Here is a 20,514-nt window from a genome sequence, read left to right as displayed (position 1 = left end):
TCCCCGGAGAACGGTCCGCAACATCCTGTAAAGAATCGCCAAGCCGCGGCGTCGGTCCGAAGAGTCGGTGGCGCGTTACTCTTCCCATTCCCCACGAATCGGCACCCCCCATGATCGCCCAGCGCCTCTTCCTCCTCGCCCTCGCCATCGCGGCGGCCATCGTTCCCCTCACCGTATTGGCCGACCCCCCGGCCCGGGTCGGGCGGGTTTCCCTGCTGGAGGGGCCGGCCCTGCTGCGCCTGGACCGCCAGGACGCCGGCCAGGCCGCCAGCCTCAACTGGCCCATCGCCGGCGGCGCCATCCTCGACACCGACCCGGGTAGCCGGGCCGAGGTCTGGGTCGGGTCCACCGCCATCCGCCTGGGCAGTCAGACCCGGGTCGAATTTTCCACCCTGGACGACGAGCACGTCGTCCTCAACCAGGGCCAGGGCGCGCTCTCCATCACCCTGCGCGATGCCGAACAGGCGGCCGAAACCGAGGCCTACACCCCCAACGGCCGCATCCGCTTCGACGGCCCCGGACGCTACCGCATCGACGTCGGCGAAGGCCGCACCAATGTCTCGGTCCACAGCGGCAGCGCCACGGTCAGCGGGCGCGACCGCAGCGTCCCGGTGAGCGCCGGCCGCGCCGCGAGCATCGATCCGGAAGGACGCACCTCCCTCTACGCCGAAGGGCTGCGCGACGGCTTCGACGACTGGTCTGCCAGCCGCGATGCCGCCAGCAAAGCCGCCACCGCGGTGCGGCACGTCTCCCCCCAGATGACCGGCTACGCCGACCTCGACGCCTACGGCGACTGGTCCAGCGTCAGCGAGTACGGCACCGTCTGGTATCCCCGGGGCCTGAGCGCAGGCTGGGCGCCGTACCGTCACGGCCGCTGGGCCTGGGTCTCCCCCTGGGGCTGGACCTGGATCGACGAGGCTCCCTGGGGCTTCGCCCCCTTCCACTACGGCCGCTGGCTGCTGGTGCGGGGCCGCTGGGCCTGGATTCCAGGCAGCTACGTCGCCCGCCCCGTCTATGCGCCCGCCCTGGTCGCCTGGATGGGCGACCCTGGCTGGAGCGTCAGCCTGGTCGGCGGCCCGGCGGTGGGCTGGTTCCCCCTGGCGCCGCGGGAAGTCTACGTGCCCTCCTACCGCTACAGCCCGGGCTATTTGCACCGCCTCAACATCGTCCATGTGCGTCACCGCGACCATATCGATCGTGCCTCCCGGAATCACGACAGGCGGGACTTCGCCTACCGCCACCGACCCGAAGCCGTCACCGTCGTCGCCGCATCGACTCTGAGTTCGGGCCGGCCCATCGACGGTCGGGGCACGCGCCCCCCCAGCGTCCGAGATCTGCGCGATGCGCCAGTCTCATCGGGAACACCTTCTGCCGGCTGGGTTGCCCCGCCCGACTCCCGTCGTCGTCCGCCCGGCCCCAACGGGGATGGCCCCCGTTCCGGCGAACGGGGCGGATCGGGATGGAGCGAAGATCGCCATCGTCCCAACCCCCCGCAGGACCCGGGCACCCCCCCCGCGGGAGGCGATGCGCGCGAGCGCGGACGGAGCGTGGACCCGGGCCGCCCCAGGCCGGGCGGCACGCCTCAATCCCCCCCGGCCGTCTCCCCCGACGCCCCGCCGACGAGCGCAGCGGCCCCGGTAAATCCCGCGCCCCCACCCTCCGCCAAGGACACGCTGCGTCAGTCCGACCCGCGACGGCCGGAGCCTCCCGCGGCGAACCGCAACGGCCCCCCGCCCCAGGGCGGCGCGCGCCCGGCTGCGCCCGCCCCCGCCCCTGCCCCTGCTCCGGCTCCCGCATCCGCTGCGGCGCCGCCCTCTGCTCCCGCCGCCGCACCCGCAAGCACTGCGCCTTCGGCGCCCTCCGCACCGGCAGTGGCGCCATTGCCACCGGTCCGTCCGGTCATGCCGACTCAGCCCGTACCGCCGGCAGCACCCGCGGAACGTCCGCTCCCCCGGCCCGAACCACCCGCAGCAAGGCCCGAGGCCCCCAACCGGCACGAAGGCGGTGCGCCGGCCCCGCGGGTCGCTCCGATGCCCGTGCCGGGTCCGACGTCCCTGCCGGGCCCGGCCCCCGCGTCAGTCCAGACCCCAAGCCCGCAGGCCACGCCCGTCGCCCCCCCGCCCCCTCGCACGCCGCAGGTGGACGCGCCCCCGCGCCAAGCCGCGCCGGACGTGCAGTCAAGACCCTGGCGCCCGGCCGGCGACGGCCCCTCTGCCGCGGAACCCCCCCGCCCGGTTCGTCCCTTCCCTGCTCCAAGCGAGCATTCCGCCCGCCCCGCGCCGTCTGAACCCCCCAGGGCAAGAGAACCGGTCGCCCCCGCCCCGGCCGCCGCGCCTGCGCCCGCCCCCCGCCGCGAGGAAGTCAGACCCCCGGAGCCACGGCCGGCGCCTGCCGAGAAGCGGCCCCAAGGGGGCAAGGACAAGGGGTCCGGCGAGCGGTAGCCCGGTTGCCTGGATGCCGAGGCGCGCTGAGTGCGCGCCCGCGCCCCGCAGGGGGCTCGATCCGCCCTGCCCGACGATCAGCGACCGGCTGGAACCTTCAGGGTCAGCGGCCGTCCAGGGCCTGGACGAGGGCTTCCACCAGGATTGCGGGGGGTGTGGCGTAGGGAAAGCGCTTGAGAAAGCGGCCGTCCGGGCCGACCAGGTAAAGACCGGCCGAGTGATCGACGGCGTAGCGCCCGGAGGTGTCGGCGGGATCCCGCACCTTCTCGTAGCGCACCTTGAAGTTGTCGGCCGCCCGGCGCACCAGGAGGGGCGTCCCGGTCAGGCCGACGATGCGGGGATTGAAAAAGCTGGTGTAGCTCTTGAGCACGGCGCCGGTGTCGCGTTCCGGATCCACCGTGATGAAGAGGGCCTGGACCCTGTCGGCCCGGGGCCCCAGGCCGTCGAGGACAGCCCCCATTTCGACCAGGGTGGTGGGGCAGACATCGGGGCAGGCGGTATATCCGAAGGCGATGAGCTGGAAGCGGCCGCGGAAATCCTCACTGCTCACCGCCCTCCCGTTGGGGTCCTGCAGGAGGTAGCGGGGAACGATTTCCTCCGGCGCCGCACTGCCGGAGCGATGACCGGTCTGGGCCGTCGCCGATAGCCCGCAGCCGAACGCCAGGAGGAGTCCGAGAGCGGCGCGGCGCTTCACGGCTGACGGGGGAAGGCGGCGCGCAAGGCCGATTCGGCCTGATCCAGGGACTGGCTGAGGGTCTTGCCATCGGGGCAGGCGGCGCCTTGTCCCTGGGCGAGGTAGGCGTCCTGGGTGGCCTTTTCGAATATCTCGCCATAGTCACGCAGCTTAGGGGCGCCGGTTGTGACCGCGTTGCGGGCGCGGCTGCCCAGGGCGGGCTGGCGGCAGGCCAGGGCGAGGCCATTGATGCGGCCCAGCTCCTCCAGGGCGGCGACGGCGGCCGGTTCCACCGCCTGGGCGGCGGGCAGGACGGCAAGGAAGGAAACGCAGCAGACGATGGGACGAAGGTTCATGGCGGGGAAGGCAGGCAAGGGTGGCGGGATTATAGCCGGCGCGCTGGAGGGGGCTCTTCGCCTGGATCAAAAGCGGGACCGCCTGGCCCGAGCCTGGTCCAGGGCCAGGCACAGGCGCTCGGCGCCATCCAGGAGCCTGGGGGTGTGGCGTTGCACGAGGTCCGGCGGGATGGACACCAGGTTGCCCCGCCGGGCAGCGGTGAGCCGCGGCCAGCGCTTCCATCCGGCGAGGGCGTCGGGGCGGTCCTCGGCACTGAGGGAGGCGACGATGACCTCCGGATCGGCAGCCAGCACAGCCTCGACGCTCACCGCCGGCGCAACCGCCTCCAGGCTGGCGAAGACGTTGCGGCCACCGCACAGGCGGATGAGGTCGGAAATGATCTGGCGCCCGCCCACGGTGATGAGCGGGGCATCCCAGATCTGGTAGAAGACCCGCACCGGGGCCTTGTCGCGGTGGGCGGCAGCCAGGGCGGCGAGGCGCGCCCGATACGCTGCGGCGGCCCGCCCTGCGGCGCTCTCGCTGCCGGCCAAAAGACCCAGACGCTCGATCTGGTCGGCCACGTCCTCCAGGCGGCGCGGCTCGACGACGAAGACCGGCACCCCCAGGCTGCGCAGGCGGGCGATCTGCCCGGCCGGGTTGCCGCTCTGCCAGGCGAGGACGAGATCGGGCTTGAGGGCGGCCACCGCCTCCAGGTCCACCCGGCCGGCGTCGCCCAGCCGGGGCACGGCCCTTGCCTCCGGGGGGTAGTCACTATGGCTCACGGTGCCGACCAGGCGCTCGCCAGCCCCGGCGGCAAACAGGGTCTCGGCCAGATGGGGCGCCAGGGCGACGATACGGCGGGCCGGCGCCGCGAGGCGCAGGGTGTTGCCGACATCGTCCCGCAGCACGACCTCGGCCCGGGCCGGCAGGACAAGCGCGACGGCCAGGGCAAGCAAGCAGGATTTCATGCCGCCGCGGGCCCTGCTCCGGCCGTCGGCTCGTGGTGGATGCGCTCCAGGGCCACCTGGCGCTGGATTTCGCGCAGATCGGCGTCACGGCCGTGCAGGGTGTAGGCCTTGCGCAGCAGGGCAAACACCTTCTTGGCTTCCGGCCCGGCCATCAGGCTGCGTGCCTGACGCTCGGCCAGTTCGGCGTCGGCCCCGGCCAGGGCCGCCCGCAGCACGTCGATGCGGGTATCGGTAGGCAGCTCGGTGTCGAGCAGGGCCGGTCGCAGGCCGGCGAGGCGCGGGGCGCCGCGCTCCGGCGAGGTGAGCGCCAGCAGGGCAACGTAGCTCGCCTGCAAGGCCAGGTCGAACCCCTTGACCTCGCTTTCGCGCAGGCCGAGCAGTACCTTTTCGGCCGCGATGCTGTCGCCCGCGGCGACCTGGCTGCGGGCCAGGGCAAGCTGATCGGCGGGCGATACGGCGCCCGGCATGCTGTCGTTGGCGATGACGTCGGCCAGGGCCGCCCGGGCCGTCTCGGCGTCGCCGTTCAGGGTGGCGGCTTCGGCCAGGAGTCGCTTGCGCAGGAAATTGCGCGGCGTCTTGCGGGCCACTTCGTCCAGCACTCTCTGGGCCTCGGCGTGCTCCCCCTGGGCCATGCAGATGCTGGCCTTGAGGTCGGCGGCGTCGAAGTAGCTGGGCGTTCCGGCAACCACTTGCTCGATTTCCGCCCGGGCCTCCACATGGCGGTTCTGGCGATGGAGCGAACGGGCGACCCCCGCCCGGGCCCAGGGGAATTCATAGTCGGTGAGGATGCTGCGGTAGGCTGCTTCCGCCGCACCGGCGTTGCCGGAAGCGAGATGGGCCTCCGCCTCCTGGCGCAGGATTTCAAAGCGGTAGGGGCGGCCGGCCTCGTCTTCCTTGTTGCGGGCCAGGACGGCCAGGGCGGCCGCGTAATCCTGGCGCCGCTTTTCGCGGTAATACCCGGCGAAAAATTTCTTCTTGGCCGAGATGCGGTCGAGGCGCAGGAGCAGTTTGTCGGGCGAAAAGGGTTTGATGATGTAGTCGTCGGGCACCAGTTCCACGGCGGCGACCACCTGCTCGTAGGCCTGTTCGCCGGTGACCATCATGAAGATGGTGTCGTCGGACAGGAGGCCGAAACGCCGCAATTCCTCCAGAAGCTGCTGGCCTGAGCGGCCGTCTCCCAGCATGTAGTCGCACAGGATCACGTCCGGCGTGTTGTTGCGGATGCGATAAAGGGCGTCCTGATAATTGGAGGCGAATTCGACCGCAAAGGCCCCCACGCTCTGGGCGATGGCGCGCAGGCTTTCCCGGGCCAGGGGCAGGTCGTCGATGACCAGGAAGCGCTTGTTGGCGTAGGCGCTCATCAGGGCAGGCGCAGCTCGAACACGGCTCCGCCCAGGCGGCCGCCGTTGCAAAGGAGGAGTGCCCCGCTGCGGCCCCGCCGCACGTGCAGGGCAGCCAGGCGTTCGCCCACCAGGAGCCCGGTACCCCCCGCCGCGGCGGTGGAAGGATCGGCAAATCCGGGGCCGTCATCCTCGACGCGCAGGACCAGATCGCCCCCTTCCAGCACCGCGCTCAACTCCACCCGCGAGCGGGCGTGGCGGCCGGCGTTCTGCACCGCGTTATTGAGGATGTCACCCACCAGATCGCGGTCCAGGGGCCATTCGTCGAGCACGGAACAGGCAAGGCCGAGGCGGACGCCAGCCCGCTCCAGTTGCTTGGCCTGGGCGAGCAGGACTTCCTCGCACAGATCCGCCACCACGGTGGGCACGACGGCCAGACTGGCGCCGTGGCGCAGCAGGCGGTAGGTGGTCAGGGTGCGCGACAGGCGGCCCGCGGCAGCCTCGATGGCGTAGCGCGCTTCACCCAGATCGACGCCGTGGGCCTTTTCCGCCGTGGCGATCATCGATTCGGCGGCAAACAACTGGTTCTTGGCGTCATGGACGCCAGACGCCAGGATGTCCAACAGTCGGTGCATGGTCTCCTCTCCTCCCCCGGGGTCTTGCGCCCCGCGGGGGAGAATACTCCGAGTCCCGCGCGACGGGAAAGCGCTCAGGGCCTGAGAATTTTTCGCGCGGCCCCCAGGGACGAGTCCAGAGGTGAACGGTCAAGGCGCCCAGCACAAGCAGCGCTCGGGCGCGGCGTTGCGCCATCCGGGCACCAATACGCGCCCCGGGGGCGACGCAGGCCCTTTGACGACCAGGGTCTAAGCCTCGCCCCGCGCGGGCAGCCAGTAGAGCAGGGTCTGGTAGAGCAGGTCCGGGTCCACCGGCTTGGCGACGTGATCGTTCATGCCGGCGGCGAGGCAGCGGTCCCGGTCCTCGTCGAAGGCGTTGGCGGTCATGGCCAGGATGGGGACGGTCTGCCAGCCGACCAGGGCGCGGATGGCGCGGGCGGCCTCGATGCCGTCCATGAGCGGCATCTGGATGTCCATGAGGACCAGGTCGTAGGGACCGGCGGACGCCTTGGCCACGGCGTCGCGCCCGTTGGCGGCCAGGTCTACGGCCAGGCCCACGTCCATGAGGAGATCCCGGGCGACTTCCTGGTTGATGGGGTTGTCCTCGACGAGCAGGATGCGGTCCCCGGCATGGCAGCGCCGCAGGCGCTCTTCGGCGCCCACCGCCACCTGCCTTTCCTTGATGGCGCTGGCGGTGGACTTGCCGAATCCCGCGGTGGCCCAGAAGACACTGCCTTCCCCCAGGCGCCCCCGGGCACCGACCTCGCCGCCCATCAGGGCGGCCAGATGGCGGTTGATGGTGAGGCCCAGGCCGGTGCCGCCATACACGCGGGTAGTGGAGGCGTCCGCCTGTTCGAAAGCCTCGAAGATGCGCCCGCACTGCTCCTCCGACAGACCGATGCCGGTGTCGGCGACTTCGAAGCGCACGGTCACCTCTTGATCGTGCATGGCCTGCACGCTGGCGGAAAGCACGATCTGCCCCGCGCGGGTGAACTTGATCGCATTGCTGACGTAGTTCAGCAGCATCTGGACCAGGCGGGTGCGGTCTCCCACCAGGTAACGCGGCACATCGCCGGCGTCGGCCCGGAAACTGACCCCGCCTTCAACCAGGCGCTGGGTGGCGAAGAGGGTGAGGTCGGAAAACACCGCCGCCAGGTCGAAGGGCTCGGCCTGGAAGCTCACCTTGCCGGCCTCGATCTTGGACAGGTCGAGGATGTCGTTGATGATGGCCAGCAGATGGTCGGCCGAGGCGCCGATCTTGCGGATCTTGTCCAGTTGCTCCGGGGTGGGGCGGGCCCGTTCGAGCATGTGGTTGAGGCCCATGATGGCGTTCATGGGCGTGCGGATTTCATGGCTCATATTGGCCAGGAAGGCACTCTTGGCCCGGGTGGCCGCCTCGGCCTCCTCGGCCCGTTCGCGCAGCGCGGCGTTGAGGGTGGCGACTTCCTCGGCCCGGCGCTCGATGACCGCGTTGGCTTCCTCCAGCTCCCGGGTGCGCTGGGCGACGAGTTCCTGCAGGTGGTGGCGGTGCATGTCCAGTTCGGCGCCGATGCGCTTCTTTTCGGTGATGTCCTCCTTGAAGGCGACGAAATGGGTGATGTGGCCGCCCTGGGTGCGCACCGGTGCAACCTTGACGAATTCCACGTAGGTGCTGCCGTCGGCCCGCCGGTTGTCGAATTCCCCCTGCCACATGCGCCCGGCGCGGAGATGGGCCCACAGGTCGCGGTAGGTTTCCGGGGGCGTGGCGCCGGAGGCTTGCAGGCGTGCGTTGCGCCCCAGCACCTTTTCCGCGCTGTAGCCGGAAGCCCGCTCGAAGGCTTCATTGACGTATTCGATATTGGCCTGATCGTCGGTGATGACGATGCTGAGGGGGCTTTGCTCCACCGCGAGGTAGAGCTTGCGCAGGGTGGCTTCGGCCTTGCGGCGCTCGCTCACGTCGAGGATCACGCCGCTCCACAGGGCGCTGCCGCCCTCGAAGTGGCCTCCCCGGCGGGCCGCCAGTTGAATCCAGCGGCAGCGGCCGCTGGGGGTGATGATGCGGACTTCGGCCTGGAAGGGGCGGCCCAGGCGGTTGGCTTCGAGCTCTTCCCGCCGCAGGCCGCGCACGTCGTCGGGGTGCACCATGCCCCAGGCGAGATCCCGGTCGCTGACCAGGGCGTCGGCGGAGCACTCGAAAATCTCTTCACAGCGCGGGCTGAAGTACGTGAAGCGCCCCCCGCCGCCGGGGTCGCTCAGGTACTCGTAGAGCACGCCGGGCACCGTGGCGGCGATACGCTCGTAGCGCTCCTGGGCCTTGCGCAGCACCGCTTCGGCGCTGACCACGCTGTCGGCCATGGCGTTGAAGGTATCGTCCACCTCCTTCAATTCCAGGATGGTGCTGGGGTGGTCGATGCGGGCGCTCTGCTCGCCGCCGCCGAAGCGCCGCGCGGTGGCGGTCAGGCGCTCGGCCCAGCCGAGGAAGGAACGCTGCAGCAGCCCGCGGGCCAGGAAGGCCGATCCCAGGGCGATGGCGGCCAGGAGCAACAGGTGGGTCCGCAGGCGTTCCTCGGCCTCGGCCAGGGCCACGCTGCGGGCGGCGCCCACCACCAGGTAAAGCTCGTCCCGGGACGAAGCCAGGGGGGCAACCCCGTAATAGCAGGCGCCGCCGTCGCAGCCGTGGAGCTCGACCACGCCTTCGAGGGGCGCCTTGGCGAGGTGCTCCGCCAGACGGGCTTCCGGCATGGTCTTGCCTACCCAGCGGGCGCCGTCGGGATAGCGGGCGAGGACGTTGCCGCGGCGATCGGCGATCTGTACGGTCCAGCCCTCCGGCGGCTGCACGGCGCGGGCGATGCGCTCCAGCCAGGCAAAGGAAAGGCTGGCGAAGAGGACGGCCCGGACGCGGCCGTCCTCCGCCACGAGGGGGTAGCCGAAGGCCAGGGCAGGCTTACCCGAAATGCGGCCCTGGATGAAGCCTCCCAGACTCAGTTCCCGGCGGCTCACCGCTTCCCGGAACCAGCTGCGGTCGCCTACCGCCATGGGCGGGGAAAAGGGCAGGCCGCTGCAGAACAGGGTGCCATCGGGCAAGGCGGCGCCGAAATTGAGGTAATCGGATTGGGTCTGCAGCAGGCGCCGGGCGATGCCCTGGCACTGGCCGGGGTCCAGCTCGCGCAGATCTTCGGAACGGGCCAGGATGCGCAGAATGTCCCGCGAATGATCGATGGCGCGGCTTTCCTCCACCCGGGCCGTGCGCACCAGTTGGCGGATGTCGTCCTCGACTGCGGCCACCGCCGCCGTACGCTGCTCGCGATAGCTGAGCAGGGCGAAGACGACCAGGGGAAGTACCGCCACGGCAATGAGAAGCCAGAGGCGGCTGCGCAGATGCGCCAGCATTGGGGATTCCGGGGAAGATAAGGGGTCGATGTTACGCCTGCGGGATAAAGACGAGAAGCGCCCACCCGTCGCATCGGGCCAGCGGCATGGCGTGGGCGCAACAGTCAGAGCGCGGCGTTCAGGGCTTCGAGCGCCTCCAGCGCCCCGGCGGCGATGCCCACCCCCGGGACGCTTCCCATGTCGGCCTCGCCGGGGTTGATGCGGATGAGTGGCAGCCCCAGGCTTTCGCCCAGAAGCCTCACGGTGGGGACGTGTGTACCGGCGCCGATTTCCAGGACGACGATGCGTCCGGCCTGGCGGCGCCAGGCGTCCAGTTCCGCCTGCTGCTGCCGGGTGCGTGCGGCGATCCAGGCGCCATCGCCGAACATGAGGATGTTGGGCCGCGCCAGGCTGCCGCAATGGGGGCAGCGGGGCAGTTCCCCCAGCCAGCGGCATGCGGCCTCATCCACCCGCGGGTCCAGCGCGTCAGCCGACCAGATGCGCTCACAGCAGGGTTCCAGGCATTGCAGATGGTGGATGGATCCATGGATTTCGCACACTTCCCGCGCCGCGAAGCCCGCTTGGGCGAACTGGCCATCGACGTTGCTGGTCAGGACGAAGAGCCCCCCGGGCCGGCTCTCGCCCCAGCGCCGCAGGAGGGCGAAGCCGGCGTGGGGCACGGTGCGCCGATAGAGCGCCAGGCGGTGGCCGTAGAACCCCCAGGCGAGATGCGGGTCGCGGTGGAACGTGGCGGGGCAGGCAGCCTCCTCGAAGGCGATGCGCGCCCGGCCCAGGGCGGGATAGGCCCGCCAGAAGCCCTCCCGGCCGCGAAAGTCGGGCAGGCCGGAATCGACCCCCAGGCCCGCCCCGGCGGTAACCAGGAGCGCCTCGGCATTGCCGATCAGGCGGGCGGCGCGGGCGACGGCGGCGGTATCCATGGGGGCGTCCCTTTCCGTAGAATGCCCGCATTATCAGCCCCGTGAAGCCCGCCCCACAATGAACTCCCCCCTGCTCTCCCCGGTGCGCCTCGGCGCCCTGGAACTCCGCAATCGCCTGGTCATGGCACCCCTGACCCGCTGCCGCGCCGACAATGCGGAATTCGCTCCGACCGAACTCATGGCCCGCTACTACGCCCAGCGGGCCGGGGCCGGGCTGATCGTCTCCGAGGGCACCATCGTTTCGCCCCAGGGTCGAGGCTACCCATACACGCCGGGCCTCTGGTCCGACGCCCAGGTCGCGGGCTGGAAGCGGGTGACCGACGCGGTTCACGCCGAAGGCGGCCTCATCGTCTGCCAGTTGTGGCATTGCGGGCGCCTGTCGCTGCCTGACTTCCACGGCGGTGAGGCGCCGCCCGCCCCTTCGCCCATCGACCCCCGCATCAAGATGTTTTCGCCCACGGGCCTGCGCGATACCGTCACGCCGCGGGAACTGAGCGTCGGCGATATCGCCGCCATCGTCGCCGACTTCGGCCGGGCCGCCGCCAACGCCGTGGCGGCGGGGTTCGACGGGGTCGAGATCCATGCTTCCAACGGCTACCTCTTCCACCAGTTCTTCGCTGCCTGCTCCAATACCCGGAGCGACGCCTATGGCGGCTTTTTCGCCAACCGGGCGCGCATTTTCTTCGAAGTCCTGGACGCGGTGGGCCGGGCACTGCCCTTCGACCGGGTCGGCTTCCGCCTCAATCCCATGCTGAACGGCATCCACGGCATGAGCGTCACCGCCGATACGGTGCCGATGTGGGAGTCCATCGTGAGCCGGGCCAACGCCTACGGTCTGGCCTATCTGCACCTGACCGAACCCTTCATGCCCGGCCAGCTCGACGGCGTGGCGGGCGGCCTGGCTGATGTGGCGGGCCATTTCCGGGAATTCGCCACCATGCCCATCGTCAGCAACGGCGGCTTCGACCGGGCTCGGGGCGAAGCCTGGGTCGCCGCCGGCCGTTGCGCCGCAGTGGCCTACGGCAAGGCCTGGATCGCCAACCCGGACCTGGAAACCCGCGTCGCCCGGGAGGCCTCCTGGGCGGCGGCGGACCCGGAGACCTTCTACCAGGGCGGAGAGAGGGGCTACATCGACTATCCGGCGCTGGCATGATGCGCAGGCTCTCTCTGGGCGCCATCGCCCTGGCCCTGGCCCTCCCCGTGCCCGGCCGGGCCGCCGAAGGTCTGCCGGCCCCCGTGCTCGCCGCCCTCAAGGCGGCCCAGATTCCCGCCGCCAGCGTGGCCGTGGTCGTCCATCCGGTGGATTCCCGCTTCACCCTGGTGTCCCACAACGCCCGCCAGGCCATGAATCCCGCCTCGGTCATGAAACTGGTCACCACCTACGCCGCCCTCGACCTCCTGGGGCCAGCCTGGACCTGGAAGACCGGCGCCTACACCGAAGCCGACCCGGTGGACGGCAAACTGGGCGGGAACCTCACCCTGAAGGGCGGGGGTGACCCCAAGTTCGCCCTGGAACACTTCTGGGCCCTGCTGCGCCAGTTGCGCGTGCGCGGCGTGCAGCACATCGTCGGCGACCTGGTGCTCGACCGCAGCGCTTTCGACGTCCCGGCAGTCGATCCCGGCGCCTTCGACGACAAACCCATGCGCCCCTACAACATCGGCCCGGACGCCCTTCTGGTCAATTTCCGCGCCCTGCGCTTCACCCTGAGCAGCGACGGGCGACAGGTGCGCGTCCTGGCCGAAACCCCGGCCGAGGGGCTGACCATCGACAACCGCGTGCAGGTCGCCAAGGGCGATTGCAGCAGCGACTGGAAGGACGCCCTCGCCACCCGGCTGATCCCGGAGAACGGTGGCCAGCGGCTGGAATTCACCGGCAGCTACAGTCTACTGTGCGGCGAGAAGACGCTGAACCTGGCTCCCCTGGAAGCCAATGCCCAGGTCGACGGCCTTTTCCGCGCCCTGTGGAAGGAACTGGGCGGCAGCCTGGGGGGCAAGGTGCGCTCCGGGAGCCTTCCCGCCAACGCCCGTCTGGCCGCAGTCCAGGAGTCGCCCCCCCTGGCCGACGTGGTGCGGGACATCAACAAGTACTCCAACAACGTCATGGCGCGCCAGCTTTTCCTCAGCCTGGGCAACGAGAGCGGCCCGGCGACCCCGGAGCGGGCGCGCCGCCGGGTGGGCGAATGGCTCGCCGGTCGCAACCTGAAATTCCCGGAGCTGGTGATGGAAAACGGTTCCGGCCTCTCCCGCCAGGAGCGCATCAGCGCCGAGAGCCTGGACCGCCTTCTGCAGGACGCCTGGAAGAGCCCGGTGATGCCGGAACTGGTGTCGTCCCTGCCCATCGTCGGTATCGACGGCACCATGAAGAAGCGGCTCAAGGAATCCGCCGCCAGCGGCCGCGCCCACATCAAGACCGGCACCCTGGACGGCGTCAAGACCGCCGCCGGCTACGCCCTGGACAGCCAGGGTCGGCGTTACGCCGTCACCTTCTTCATCAACCACCCCCGCGCCCAGGCCGGCGGCCCGGCCATCGACGCCCTGCTGCTGTGGGTGTCCCAGCGCCAGTCGGGTGAAATCCCGCCGCTCCTGGAGGCGGACTGATCGGACGGCCGACACTTCCCGCTCGAACGGCATGTCGCGCGCCCGGCCAAGGGGTCAAAGGCCGAGCCGAGCCAATCCTTCGCGAAACACCTGGGATAGGCGATCGGCGCTCTTGGCGAAATCCGGGTGCTGCACGGCGTAGCCCTGCATTTCCGCCAGCGCTGCCAGCACGCCCTGGCCGACCCGGGCGAGAATGCCTTCCGCCACGGGCTTGGCGAGACCGCAGGACTGGCGGGCAAAGCCCATGAGTTGCCGACGCGAGGGGAAGGCCTTGGATCCGTCCAGTTCCAGGGCCAGCCCATCCCGGGGCAGATACGGACGGGTGGACAGCATGTCGTACACGGGCGCCAGGCGGACGTTGACGCCGGGGGCATCGTAGAGGACGGCAAAATTCTTCAGGTGGGCATCCCCGTTACCGATGGCGCTGCACAGCGCCACGGTCCCGAAGAGTTGGCGCAGGGCGGCGGGGTGATGTTGCGGCGACACGAAAGTGGCGACTCTTCTGGCCAGGGTTTCGTAGGAACCGGAATAGCGCCCGCTGGCCCGGAGACCGCTCAGGACGCAGAAATCTTCGAATCCCAGGTAAGACCCTGCGGCAGTGCGGTCGAAGCGCTCGACCACCAGCAGGGCGCGACTTTCCGCCAACTGGACCCGGGCCGTCGGCAGCCCGGCGTGGCGCGCCGCCTGCATGGAAAAGAACTCGTTGGCGGCCAGTTCGGGGAACTCCCCGGGGTTGAAACTCTTGACGATGTGGGTGGCCCCCCTATCGGTGATGCGGTCGATCGACGCCGCTTCATCCCGCACCAGGACCTTGGGCTGCAGGCCGGAAATTCCCGAATGGCGGGCGTAGCGGTCGAGCAGGTCGGAAAAGAGGTCTTCCGTGCCGCGGTAGGCGAGCAGGTGACCGACATTCTCGGCTGGCACGTCGTCGAGGGGCTTGCCCTGGGAGGCATAGCGCAGGCGGCCGACCTGGGAGCGGCCCACGATGTCGAGGAGGGTGAGGGCGTCGAAATCGCGCAGCACCTTGGCGAACATCAGTTCCAGGCGCTGCCGCAGCATGCCCTCCGGCAAATTCATTTCAAAAATGGGATGAAGAAAACCCATCGAGTCGACCTGGTCCGCGACGACAGGCATGGTCAGCGACACCGCGTGGCAGTCCTCGCAGCCGGCGGCGTAGCCGAACAAAAAGGTATCCGGCTCGAGATCGCTGCGCGAGAGCGTTCCGGCGCGCACCCCGTCGACGTAGACCTCAACCCCGTTTCTGTTCATGGGCTTCTCGCCTCAAGTCCTGCAGGGTCGGGTAGGGCCGCCGGGGGCCGACGGACAAATCGAGCCCCAGCGCCCCACACAGGGCCATCAGCTTGCGCACACCCACTTCGGCCACCTTGCCGGTTTCGATACCGGAAAGGGTCGCCCGACTCATCCCCAGGAGCGTGCCGAGTTGCGCCTGGGTGAGCCTGCGTTCCCGTCGGGCGGCGCGGATCGCAAGGCCAATTTCGCTCATGTCCATGCATCCTATGTAATGCAAATTCATGAATTAATCAAGTTATGCATCCCATACGATTCAACTATTGCCAACCCCGGCCGGCCCTGGGGAGAACCATGCGGGCTGAGGCGAGTCGACACTGAGTCGATTCGTCAGTCAGATAGGTTCAGCTATGTTCGGCCCGTCCCTCGTTCTCGCTGCGGGAGTCTTCATGGGCTTCGCCCTTCCCGCCTTCTCCGGCGGCTCCCACTACGGTATCGTTCCCGGCGCCCTGCCGCAGATCGCCGGTCAGGTGCGCGAATGGCCGGTGCCCACGCCGGAATTCGCCCGCGATCCCGCTCCGGCGCCCGACGGCAGCGTCTTCATCGCCGTCATGGCAGGCAATCGCATCGCCCGCTTCGACCCGGTGGGCGAAAGCTTCCGGGAGTGGGAACTGCCCCGCGGCGCCCGGCCCCACGGCTTGCTGGTCGATCCCGAGGGCATCGTCTGGTACACCGGCAACGGCAATGGCACCATAGGGCGCCTCGACCCGGCCAGCGGCAAGGTCGCCGAATACCGGGCGCCCTCCGGCGGCGACCCCCACACCCTGGTGCTCGACGGCCAAGGGACCCTCTGGTTCACCGTCCAGGGCGGGCAGCGCATCGGCCGTCTGGACCGCAGCAGCGGCCGCATCGTCGAATACCGCACTTCCGGCAACCCCTACGGCATCGCCATCGACCGCCGGGGCTTCGTCTGGTTCTGCCGCTTCCGGGGCGACGGCCTGGGGCGGCTCGACCCGGCCAGCGGCGCCATCGACCTCCTGCCCACGGGCAAGGGCAGCCAGCCGCGGCGCATGGCCCTGGGGCCGGACGGGATGCTCTGGGTGACGGCCTATGGCGACGGGAGGCTCCTCAAAGTGGACCCGCAAACCCGTCGTCAGGTCGCCGCCTACGCCATGCCCGCCGGCCCGGACGGCGGCCCCTACGCGGTGACGGTGGACGGCGCCGGGCGGGTGTGGGCCAACGAAATCGCCAGCGATACGGTGGCGGTGTTCGATCCGGCCAGCGAGCGCTTCCGGGTCATCGCCCTGCCCTCGCGCCAGGCGGGCATCCGCAAGGCCATCATCGATGCGCGCGGCCGCTACTGGTACATGGGCAGCCATAACGGCCGCCTGGGGGTCATCGAATGAGGACGGGCAGGCGACGGTCGAGGACGATTGCAGCGGGTTCGACTTCCGCCCCCAGGGCATAGACTTCCACCCCGGCGGCCAGGGCCTCCCGCAGGGTACGGCCGTAGACCGGGTCGATGTGATCCGCCGGCTGCACTTCGCGTACGTCGCCCCGCTGCACGCAGAAGACCAGGACGGCCCGGGCGCCTTGGGCCACCACGGCCATCATCTCCCGCAGGTGCTTGGCGCCGCGCTCGGTGACGGCGTCGGGGAAGAATCCGACGCCGCCGTTCACCGCCGCAGTCACGTTCTTTACCTCCACGTAGCAGGGCGGCAGGCCCTCGCCTTGCAGCAGCAGGTCGATGCGGCTGTTCTCGCGGCCGTAGCGGACCTCTCGGCGATATTCGGTGTAATGGGCCAGTTCCGTCAGGCGGCCGGCGCGCAGGGCTTCCTCCACCAGGCCGTTGGGCCGGCCAGTGTGCAGGCCCACCAGCACGCCGGGCAAGGCTTCGACGATTTCCCAGGTCCAGCGCAGCTTGCGTTCCGGGTTCTCGGCCGGCGAGAGCCAGACCCGGCTGCCTGGCGCCTTGCAGCCGAGCATGGAGCCGGTGTTGGGGCAGTGGGCCTCGACCACCCTGCCGTCGAGTTCCACTTCGGCGACGAAGCGGTTGCGGCGCTGGACGAGGCGGCCCTCGGTCAGGGGCGGCAGGCGCATCAGCTTCCCACCGGCCGCTCGCCGGCCAGGGCAAGCCAGCCGCGGATGACCCGGTAGCCGACCCAGAGGCCCAGCAGGGCGATCAAGACCCAGGCGATGGGAATGCCGATGAGGGTGATGATGAGCAGTCCGTAGATCACCAGCCAGAGGGCGGTGAACCAGAACGTACGGATTTGCCAGCGGAAGTGGCTTTCCAGCCAGGTACCGGTGACATCGCCGCGCTTTACGTAGTTGAGCAGGACGGCCAGCAATGAGGGCAGGCCGAAGACGAAACCGCCGGCCACGGTAGCCGCCGAGGTGACGCCCACCACGACGGCGACGGCGTGCAGGGCATAAATCAGGTGGGTAAGTTGCACGAGGGAGCGGCGCACGCCCGCGGGGGCGCCGGGAAAAGGTTCGGGCATCACGCCTCCTCCAATCGCTTTTGCAGAAAAAGGGCTTGCCCCGCTGCCGGGTCCAGCACGTAGGGGGCAAACCCCGCCCGCTCATAGGCCCGCAGTGCCGGCCGGTTATTGGCCAGCACTTCCAGGGTCAGCTTGCAGCAGCCCAGTTGCCGCGCCCGCCCTTCGGCCCAGGCGAGCAGGGCCCGGCCGACGCCGCGACCGCGCACGTCAGCGTGGGCGACGATATCGTGGATATTGAGGAGCGGCCGGGCGGCGAAGGTGGAGAAGCCGGCGAAGCAGTTGATCAGCCCCACCGCCCGTCCGTCCAGCCAGGCCAGGGCACCATGGAAGATGGCCAGGCCGCGCAGTTCGCCCACCAGATGGTCACGGGCATAGGCCGAAAGCCCGCTGCCGCCCCCCATGGGGTCGCGGGCGTAGTGGTCGAGCAGATCCAACCAGGCGGTGGCCTGGGTGGGATCGTCCAGATCCACGGGCGCCACGTGAAGGGCGCCGGCCATCACAGCCCCAGCGTGTCCCACATCCCATCCACCCGTTTTTTCACCGCCTCGTCCATGACGATGGGCCGGCCCCATTCGCGGTGGGTTTCGCCCGGCCACTTGTTGGTGGCGTCCAGGCCCATCTTGGAGCCCAGGCCGGCCACCGGGCTGGCGAAATCCAGGTAGTCGATGGGGGTGTTATCCACCAGGGTCGTATCCCGGCTGGCGTCCATACGGGTGGTGATTGCCCAGATGACTTCCTTCCAGTCGCGGATGTCGATGTCGTCGTCCACCACGATGATGGTCTTGGTGTACATGAACTGGCGCAGGAAGGACCAGATGCCGAACATCACCCGCTTGGCGTGGCCGGGGTACTGCTTGCGGATGCTGACCAGGGCCATGCGGTAGGAGCAGCCCTCCGGCGGCAGGTAGAAATCGACGATTTCCGGATACTGTTTCTGCAGGAGCGGCACGAACACTTCGTTGAGCGCCACGCCCAGAATGGCCGGCTCGTCGGGCGGCTTGCCGGTGTAGGTGCTGTGATAGATCGGATTCCTGCGCGTGGTGATGCGCTCGACGGTGAAGACCGGGAACTCGGCCTGCTCGTTGTAGTAGCCGGTGTGGTCACCGTAGGGGCCTTCCAGCGCCGTTTCGCCGGGGTGGATGACGCCTTCCAGCACGATCTCGGCGCTGGCCGGAACTTGCAGGTCGGAGCCCAGGCATTTCACCAGTTCGGTCTTGCCGCCGCGCAGGAGACCGGCGAACTGGTACTCGGAAAGGGTATCCGGCACCGGCGTCACGGCGCCCAGGATGGTGGCCGGGTCGCAGCCGATGACCACCGCCACGGGGAAGGGCACTCCGGGTTTCGCCAGCTGGTGGTCGCGGAAATCCAGCGCCCCGCCGCGATGGGCCAGCCAGCGCATGATGACCTTGTTCGGCCCCAGCACCTGCTGTCGGTAGATGCCCAGGTTCTGCCGCGCCTTGTGCGGTCCCCGCGTCACCACCAGCCCCCAGGTGATGAGGGGCGCCACGTCACCCGGCCAGCAGTGCTGGATGGGCAGGCGGGCCAGGTCGACGTCCTTTCCCTCCCCTACCACTTCCTGGCAGGGGGCGGAGGACAACACCTTGGGCGACATGTTGAGCACCTGCTTCAAGACCGGCAGTTTTTCCCAGGCGTCCTTCAGGCCTTTGGGCGGCTCCGGTTCCTTGAGGTAGGCCAGCAGCTTGCCCACTTCCCGCAGGGCCGTCTTCCAGTCGCCTTCCTCGCCCATGCCCAGAGCCACCCGCTCCGGGGTGCCGAAGAGGTTGGCCAGAACGGGAATGCTGTGGCCAGCAGGCTTCTCGAACAGGATCGCCGGGCCGCCGGCGCGCAGCACGCGGTCGCAGATTTCGGTCATTTCCAGCTGGGGATCGACGGTCATGCCCACGCGCCGTAGCTGGCCCCGAGCTTCGAGTTGGGCGATGAAATCGCGCAGATCTTGGTATTTCATGGCAGAAGGGAAGTCCGAGACGCGGCAACGATGCCCAAAAGCAGGCGGAAAGGCAAATCAGCGCCTGTGATTTTTCTGGCGCGCCCGAGGGGCGGGGCGCGGCTGGGCATGACGCGCGTGGGCGAAGGGCTTTTTCTCAGGCGCTCAGCCCAGCAGATTGGCCAGCATCTTGCTGGCCAGCAGGGCAAGGAAGAATCCGAAGGCGCGCTTCAGCTTCCTGATCGGCAAGCGATGGGCGAGGCGCGCGCCCACCGGCGCCAGCAGCATGCTCAGGGCAACGATACCGACGAAGCCCGGCAGATAGACATAACCCAGGGTATAGGGCGGCAGCCCCCCGGCATCCCAGCCGGCGATGCCGTAGCCGACGGAGCCCGCCAGGGCGATGGGAAAGCCCATGGCGGCCGATGTCCCCACGGCGGTATGCATGACGACGTTGCAAAAGATCATGAAGGGGACGGAAAGGAAGCCCCCCCCGGCCGCCACCAGGCTGGAGACGATGCCGATGGTGCCGCCCGCCGTGAAGAGCCCGGCGACGCCGGGCAGGCCCCGATGGGGCTTGGGGCGGATGTCCAGGACCATCTGGGCCGCGGCGTAGTAGACGATGCTCACGAAAACCGCGGCCAGCGGCCGTGTGGGAACCCAGCCGGCCACCAGGGAACCCCCCAGGGTGCCCAGCACGAGTCCCGGCGCCATGGCCCGCACGATGGTCCAATCGACTGCGCCGTGGGCATGGTGGGCGCGCATGCTGGAAAGGGAAGTGAGCATGATGGTGGCCATCGAGGTGCCCAGGGAGAGGTGCATGAGGTGCTCCTGGGGGAACCCCTGGGCGGCGAAAATCATGTACAGGAAGGGCACCAGGGTCATGCCCCCGCCGACGCCGAACAGCCCGGCGACGAATCCCCCAAAAATCCCCAGCAGCGGGTACACGAGCCACCAGAGCGTCACGGGCACCCCATCAGGGAGGCGGTGATGAAAGCCCATTCCGCCGCGCTCACCGGCGTGATCGACAACCGGTTGCCGGGCGCCAGAAGGCGCATGGCGGCCAGTTCCGGGCACTGCCGCAGGCGGGCGAGGGGGACGAAGGCGGTCTTGTTCACCAGGCGCACATCCACCAACTGCCAGCGCGGCGCCTCGGGGCGCGACCGCGCATCGAAGTAGGGACTGGCCGGGTCGAACTGGGTTGCGTCGGCATAGGGAAGGGAACAGACCGTGCAGATTCCGGCAATTCCCGGCGTGGCGCAGCCCGAGTGATAGAAGAAGGCCAGATCGCCGATCGCCATGCTGTCGCGCATGAAATTGCGCGCCTGGTAATTGCGCACGCCAAACCAGGGCACCGTCTGACCCGGCCGGGCGGCCAGATCGTCAATGGAGACCTCGTCGGGTTCGGATTTCATCAGCCAATAAGGCATTTCACATCCCATGCCATCCGCAAGCGTCCGTTAATCCTTGTTTTTGCGTAGGAAATTATTTTTCCTGGTCTTGTGGCGTCCCACGTGATTTCACAGAATCCCATCCAAAGTCCCCCCCAGAATCCCCCCAA

General features: G+C 69.4%; 19 protein-coding genes. 4 read left to right on the top strand and 15 right to left on the bottom strand.

Annotated features, from left to right (window positions below; genetic code table 11):
• Positions 1-110: 110 nt before the first annotated feature.
• A complete protein-coding gene (locus IPM73_17580) occupies positions 111-2,441 on the top strand; it encodes a hypothetical protein (GenBank protein MBK8919793.1) in 2,331 nt (776 codons plus the stop codon).
• A gap of 103 nt (positions 2,442-2,544) precedes the next feature.
• On the opposite strand, the gene IPM73_17575 is transcribed toward IPM73_17580, so the two are convergent.
• The 7 genes from IPM73_17575 to IPM73_17545 form a co-directional block, all read right to left on the bottom strand.
• Entirely contained in the window at positions 2,545-3,135 is a 591-nt protein-coding gene (locus IPM73_17575; protein ID MBK8919792.1) for an SCO family protein, read from the bottom strand.
• Positions 3,132-3,470: a hypothetical protein gene (locus IPM73_17570; protein MBK8919791.1), complete on the bottom strand. Its 339-nt coding sequence runs from the start codon at positions 3,468-3,470 to the stop codon at positions 3,132-3,134. Before IPM73_17570 ends, IPM73_17575 begins: the two co-directional genes overlap by 4 nt.
• Before the next feature lie 66 nt (positions 3,471-3,536).
• Positions 3,537-4,418: a cobalamin-binding protein gene (locus IPM73_17565; protein ID MBK8919790.1), complete on the bottom strand. Its 882-nt coding sequence runs from the start codon at positions 4,416-4,418 to the stop codon at positions 3,537-3,539.
• Positions 4,415-5,779, bottom strand: a complete 1,365-nt coding sequence (locus IPM73_17560) for a response regulator (protein ID MBK8919789.1) — start codon at positions 5,777-5,779, stop codon at positions 4,415-4,417. The genes IPM73_17565 and IPM73_17560 overlap by 4 nt, the downstream gene beginning before the upstream one ends.
• On the bottom strand, positions 5,779-6,393 hold the full coding sequence (locus tag IPM73_17555; GenBank protein ID MBK8919788.1) for a hypothetical protein: 615 nt from the start codon (positions 6,391-6,393) through the stop codon (positions 5,779-5,781). The genes IPM73_17560 and IPM73_17555 overlap by 1 nt, the downstream gene beginning before the upstream one ends.
• Before the next feature lie 228 nt (positions 6,394-6,621).
• Positions 6,622-9,741, bottom strand: a complete 3,120-nt coding sequence (locus IPM73_17550; protein MBK8919787.1) for a PAS domain S-box protein — start codon at positions 9,739-9,741, stop codon at positions 6,622-6,624.
• A 104-nt stretch (positions 9,742-9,845) separates the two neighbouring features.
• Positions 9,846-10,658, bottom strand: a complete 813-nt coding sequence (locus IPM73_17545; protein ID MBK8919786.1) for an NAD-dependent deacetylase — start codon at positions 10,656-10,658, stop codon at positions 9,846-9,848.
• A 58-nt stretch (positions 10,659-10,716) separates the two neighbouring features.
• On the opposite strand from IPM73_17545, the gene IPM73_17540 reads away from it, so the two are divergent.
• Entirely contained in the window at positions 10,717-11,811 is a 1,095-nt protein-coding gene (locus IPM73_17540) for an alkene reductase (GenBank protein ID MBK8919785.1), read from the top strand.
• Positions 11,811-13,256 (top strand): D-alanyl-D-alanine carboxypeptidase/D-alanyl-D-alanine-endopeptidase, encoded by a 1,446-nt coding sequence (gene dacB / locus IPM73_17535; protein MBK8919784.1) that lies wholly within the window; start codon positions 11,811-11,813, stop codon positions 13,254-13,256. Before IPM73_17540 ends, dacB begins: the two co-directional genes overlap by 1 nt.
• Before the next feature lie 54 nt (positions 13,257-13,310).
• Here dacB and IPM73_17530 read toward each other — a convergent pair whose 3' ends face one another.
• The gene (locus tag IPM73_17530) at positions 13,311-14,525 is read right to left on the bottom strand and encodes a type II toxin-antitoxin system HipA family toxin (GenBank protein ID MBK8919783.1); all 1,215 of its coding nucleotides are present in this window, start codon (positions 14,523-14,525) and stop codon (positions 13,311-13,313) included.
• Positions 14,506-14,766, bottom strand: a complete 261-nt coding sequence (locus tag IPM73_17525; protein MBK8919782.1) for a helix-turn-helix transcriptional regulator — start codon at positions 14,764-14,766, stop codon at positions 14,506-14,508. The genes IPM73_17530 and IPM73_17525 overlap by 20 nt, the downstream gene beginning before the upstream one ends.
• A gap of 187 nt (positions 14,767-14,953) precedes the next feature.
• Here IPM73_17525 and IPM73_17520 point away from each other — a divergent pair, with 187 nt between their 5' ends.
• Complete coding sequence (locus tag IPM73_17520) at positions 14,954-15,910, top strand: hypothetical protein (GenBank protein MBK8919781.1); 957 nt, start codon at positions 14,954-14,956, stop codon at positions 15,908-15,910.
• On the opposite strand, the gene sfsA is transcribed toward IPM73_17520, so the two are convergent.
• The 6 genes from sfsA to IPM73_17490 form a co-directional block, all read right to left on the bottom strand.
• On the bottom strand, positions 15,900-16,604 hold the full coding sequence (gene sfsA / locus IPM73_17515) for a DNA/RNA nuclease SfsA (GenBank protein ID MBK8919780.1): 705 nt from the start codon (positions 16,602-16,604) through the stop codon (positions 15,900-15,902). The two genes, IPM73_17520 and sfsA, sit on opposite strands and share 11 nt — an antisense overlap.
• Positions 16,604-17,008 (bottom strand): hypothetical protein, encoded by a 405-nt coding sequence (locus IPM73_17510; GenBank protein ID MBK8919779.1) that lies wholly within the window; start codon positions 17,006-17,008, stop codon positions 16,604-16,606. Before IPM73_17510 ends, sfsA begins: the two co-directional genes overlap by 1 nt.
• On the bottom strand, positions 17,008-17,505 hold the full coding sequence (locus IPM73_17505; protein ID MBK8919778.1) for a GNAT family N-acetyltransferase: 498 nt from the start codon (positions 17,503-17,505) through the stop codon (positions 17,008-17,010). The genes IPM73_17510 and IPM73_17505 overlap by 1 nt, the downstream gene beginning before the upstream one ends.
• On the bottom strand, positions 17,505-18,974 hold the full coding sequence (ubiD, locus tag IPM73_17500; GenBank protein ID MBK8919777.1) for a 4-hydroxy-3-polyprenylbenzoate decarboxylase: 1,470 nt from the start codon (positions 18,972-18,974) through the stop codon (positions 17,505-17,507). The genes IPM73_17505 and ubiD overlap by 1 nt, the downstream gene beginning before the upstream one ends.
• A 144-nt stretch (positions 18,975-19,118) precedes the next feature.
• A complete protein-coding gene (locus IPM73_17495; GenBank protein MBK8919776.1) occupies positions 19,119-19,955 on the bottom strand; it encodes a sulfite exporter TauE/SafE family protein in 837 nt (278 codons plus the stop codon).
• The gene (locus tag IPM73_17490; GenBank protein ID MBK8919775.1) at positions 19,916-20,383 is read right to left on the bottom strand and encodes an EVE domain-containing protein; all 468 of its coding nucleotides are present in this window, start codon (positions 20,381-20,383) and stop codon (positions 19,916-19,918) included. The genes IPM73_17495 and IPM73_17490 overlap by 40 nt, the downstream gene beginning before the upstream one ends.
• Positions 20,384-20,514: the final 131 nt, after the last annotated feature.

The organism is Betaproteobacteria bacterium, assembly GCA_016720065.1.
In the GTDB taxonomy this organism is placed as follows: domain Bacteria; phylum Pseudomonadota; class Gammaproteobacteria; order Burkholderiales; family Rhodocyclaceae; genus SSSZ01.
The sequence above is the reverse complement of the archived record's forward strand: the minus strand, read 5'-3'. Positions and strand labels throughout refer to the sequence as shown.

What these genes read in the sequence shown, in the direction of transcription:
- IPM73_17505 (MBK8919778.1), bottom strand. Translation starts at nt 17,505, where the DNA reads ATGGCCGGCGCCCTTCACGTGGCGCCCGTGGATCTGGACGATCCCACC.
- IPM73_17490 (MBK8919775.1), bottom strand. Translation starts at nt 20,383, where the DNA reads ATGCCTTATTGGCTGATGAAATCCGAACCCGACGAGGTCTCCATTGAC.
- sfsA (MBK8919780.1), bottom strand. Translation starts at nt 16,604, where the DNA reads ATGCGCCTGCCGCCCCTGACCGAGGGCCGCCTCGTCCAGCGCCGCAAC.
- IPM73_17555 (MBK8919788.1), bottom strand. Translation starts at nt 6,393, where the DNA reads ATGCACCGACTGTTGGACATCCTGGCGTCTGGCGTCCATGACGCCAAG.
- IPM73_17580 (MBK8919793.1), top strand. Translation starts at nt 111, where the DNA reads ATGATCGCCCAGCGCCTCTTCCTCCTCGCCCTCGCCATCGCGGCGGCC.
- IPM73_17570 (MBK8919791.1), bottom strand. Translation starts at nt 3,470, where the DNA reads ATGAACCTTCGTCCCATCGTCTGCTGCGTTTCCTTCCTTGCCGTCCTG.
- IPM73_17530 (MBK8919783.1), bottom strand. Translation starts at nt 14,525, where the DNA reads ATGAACAGAAACGGGGTTGAGGTCTACGTCGACGGGGTGCGCGCCGGA.
- IPM73_17545 (MBK8919786.1), bottom strand. Translation starts at nt 10,658, where the DNA reads ATGGATACCGCCGCCGTCGCCCGCGCCGCCCGCCTGATCGGCAATGCC.
- IPM73_17565 (MBK8919790.1), bottom strand. Translation starts at nt 4,418, where the DNA reads ATGAAATCCTGCTTGCTTGCCCTGGCCGTCGCGCTTGTCCTGCCGGCC.
- IPM73_17510 (MBK8919779.1), bottom strand. Translation starts at nt 17,008, where the DNA reads ATGCCCGAACCTTTTCCCGGCGCCCCCGCGGGCGTGCGCCGCTCCCTC.
- IPM73_17540 (MBK8919785.1), top strand. Translation starts at nt 10,717, where the DNA reads ATGAACTCCCCCCTGCTCTCCCCGGTGCGCCTCGGCGCCCTGGAACTC.
- IPM73_17520 (MBK8919781.1), top strand. Translation starts at nt 14,954, where the DNA reads ATGGGCTTCGCCCTTCCCGCCTTCTCCGGCGGCTCCCACTACGGTATC.
- IPM73_17560 (MBK8919789.1), bottom strand. Translation starts at nt 5,779, where the DNA reads ATGAGCGCCTACGCCAACAAGCGCTTCCTGGTCATCGACGACCTGCCC.
- ubiD (MBK8919777.1), bottom strand. Translation starts at nt 18,974, where the DNA reads ATGAAATACCAAGATCTGCGCGATTTCATCGCCCAACTCGAAGCTCGG.
- IPM73_17495 (MBK8919776.1), bottom strand. Translation starts at nt 19,955, where the DNA reads ATGGGCTTTCATCACCGCCTCCCTGATGGGGTGCCCGTGACGCTCTGG.
- IPM73_17550 (MBK8919787.1), bottom strand. Translation starts at nt 9,741, where the DNA reads ATGCTGGCGCATCTGCGCAGCCGCCTCTGGCTTCTCATTGCCGTGGCG.
- dacB (MBK8919784.1), top strand. Translation starts at nt 11,811, where the DNA reads ATGCGCAGGCTCTCTCTGGGCGCCATCGCCCTGGCCCTGGCCCTCCCC.
- IPM73_17525 (MBK8919782.1), bottom strand. Translation starts at nt 14,766, where the DNA reads ATGGACATGAGCGAAATTGGCCTTGCGATCCGCGCCGCCCGACGGGAA.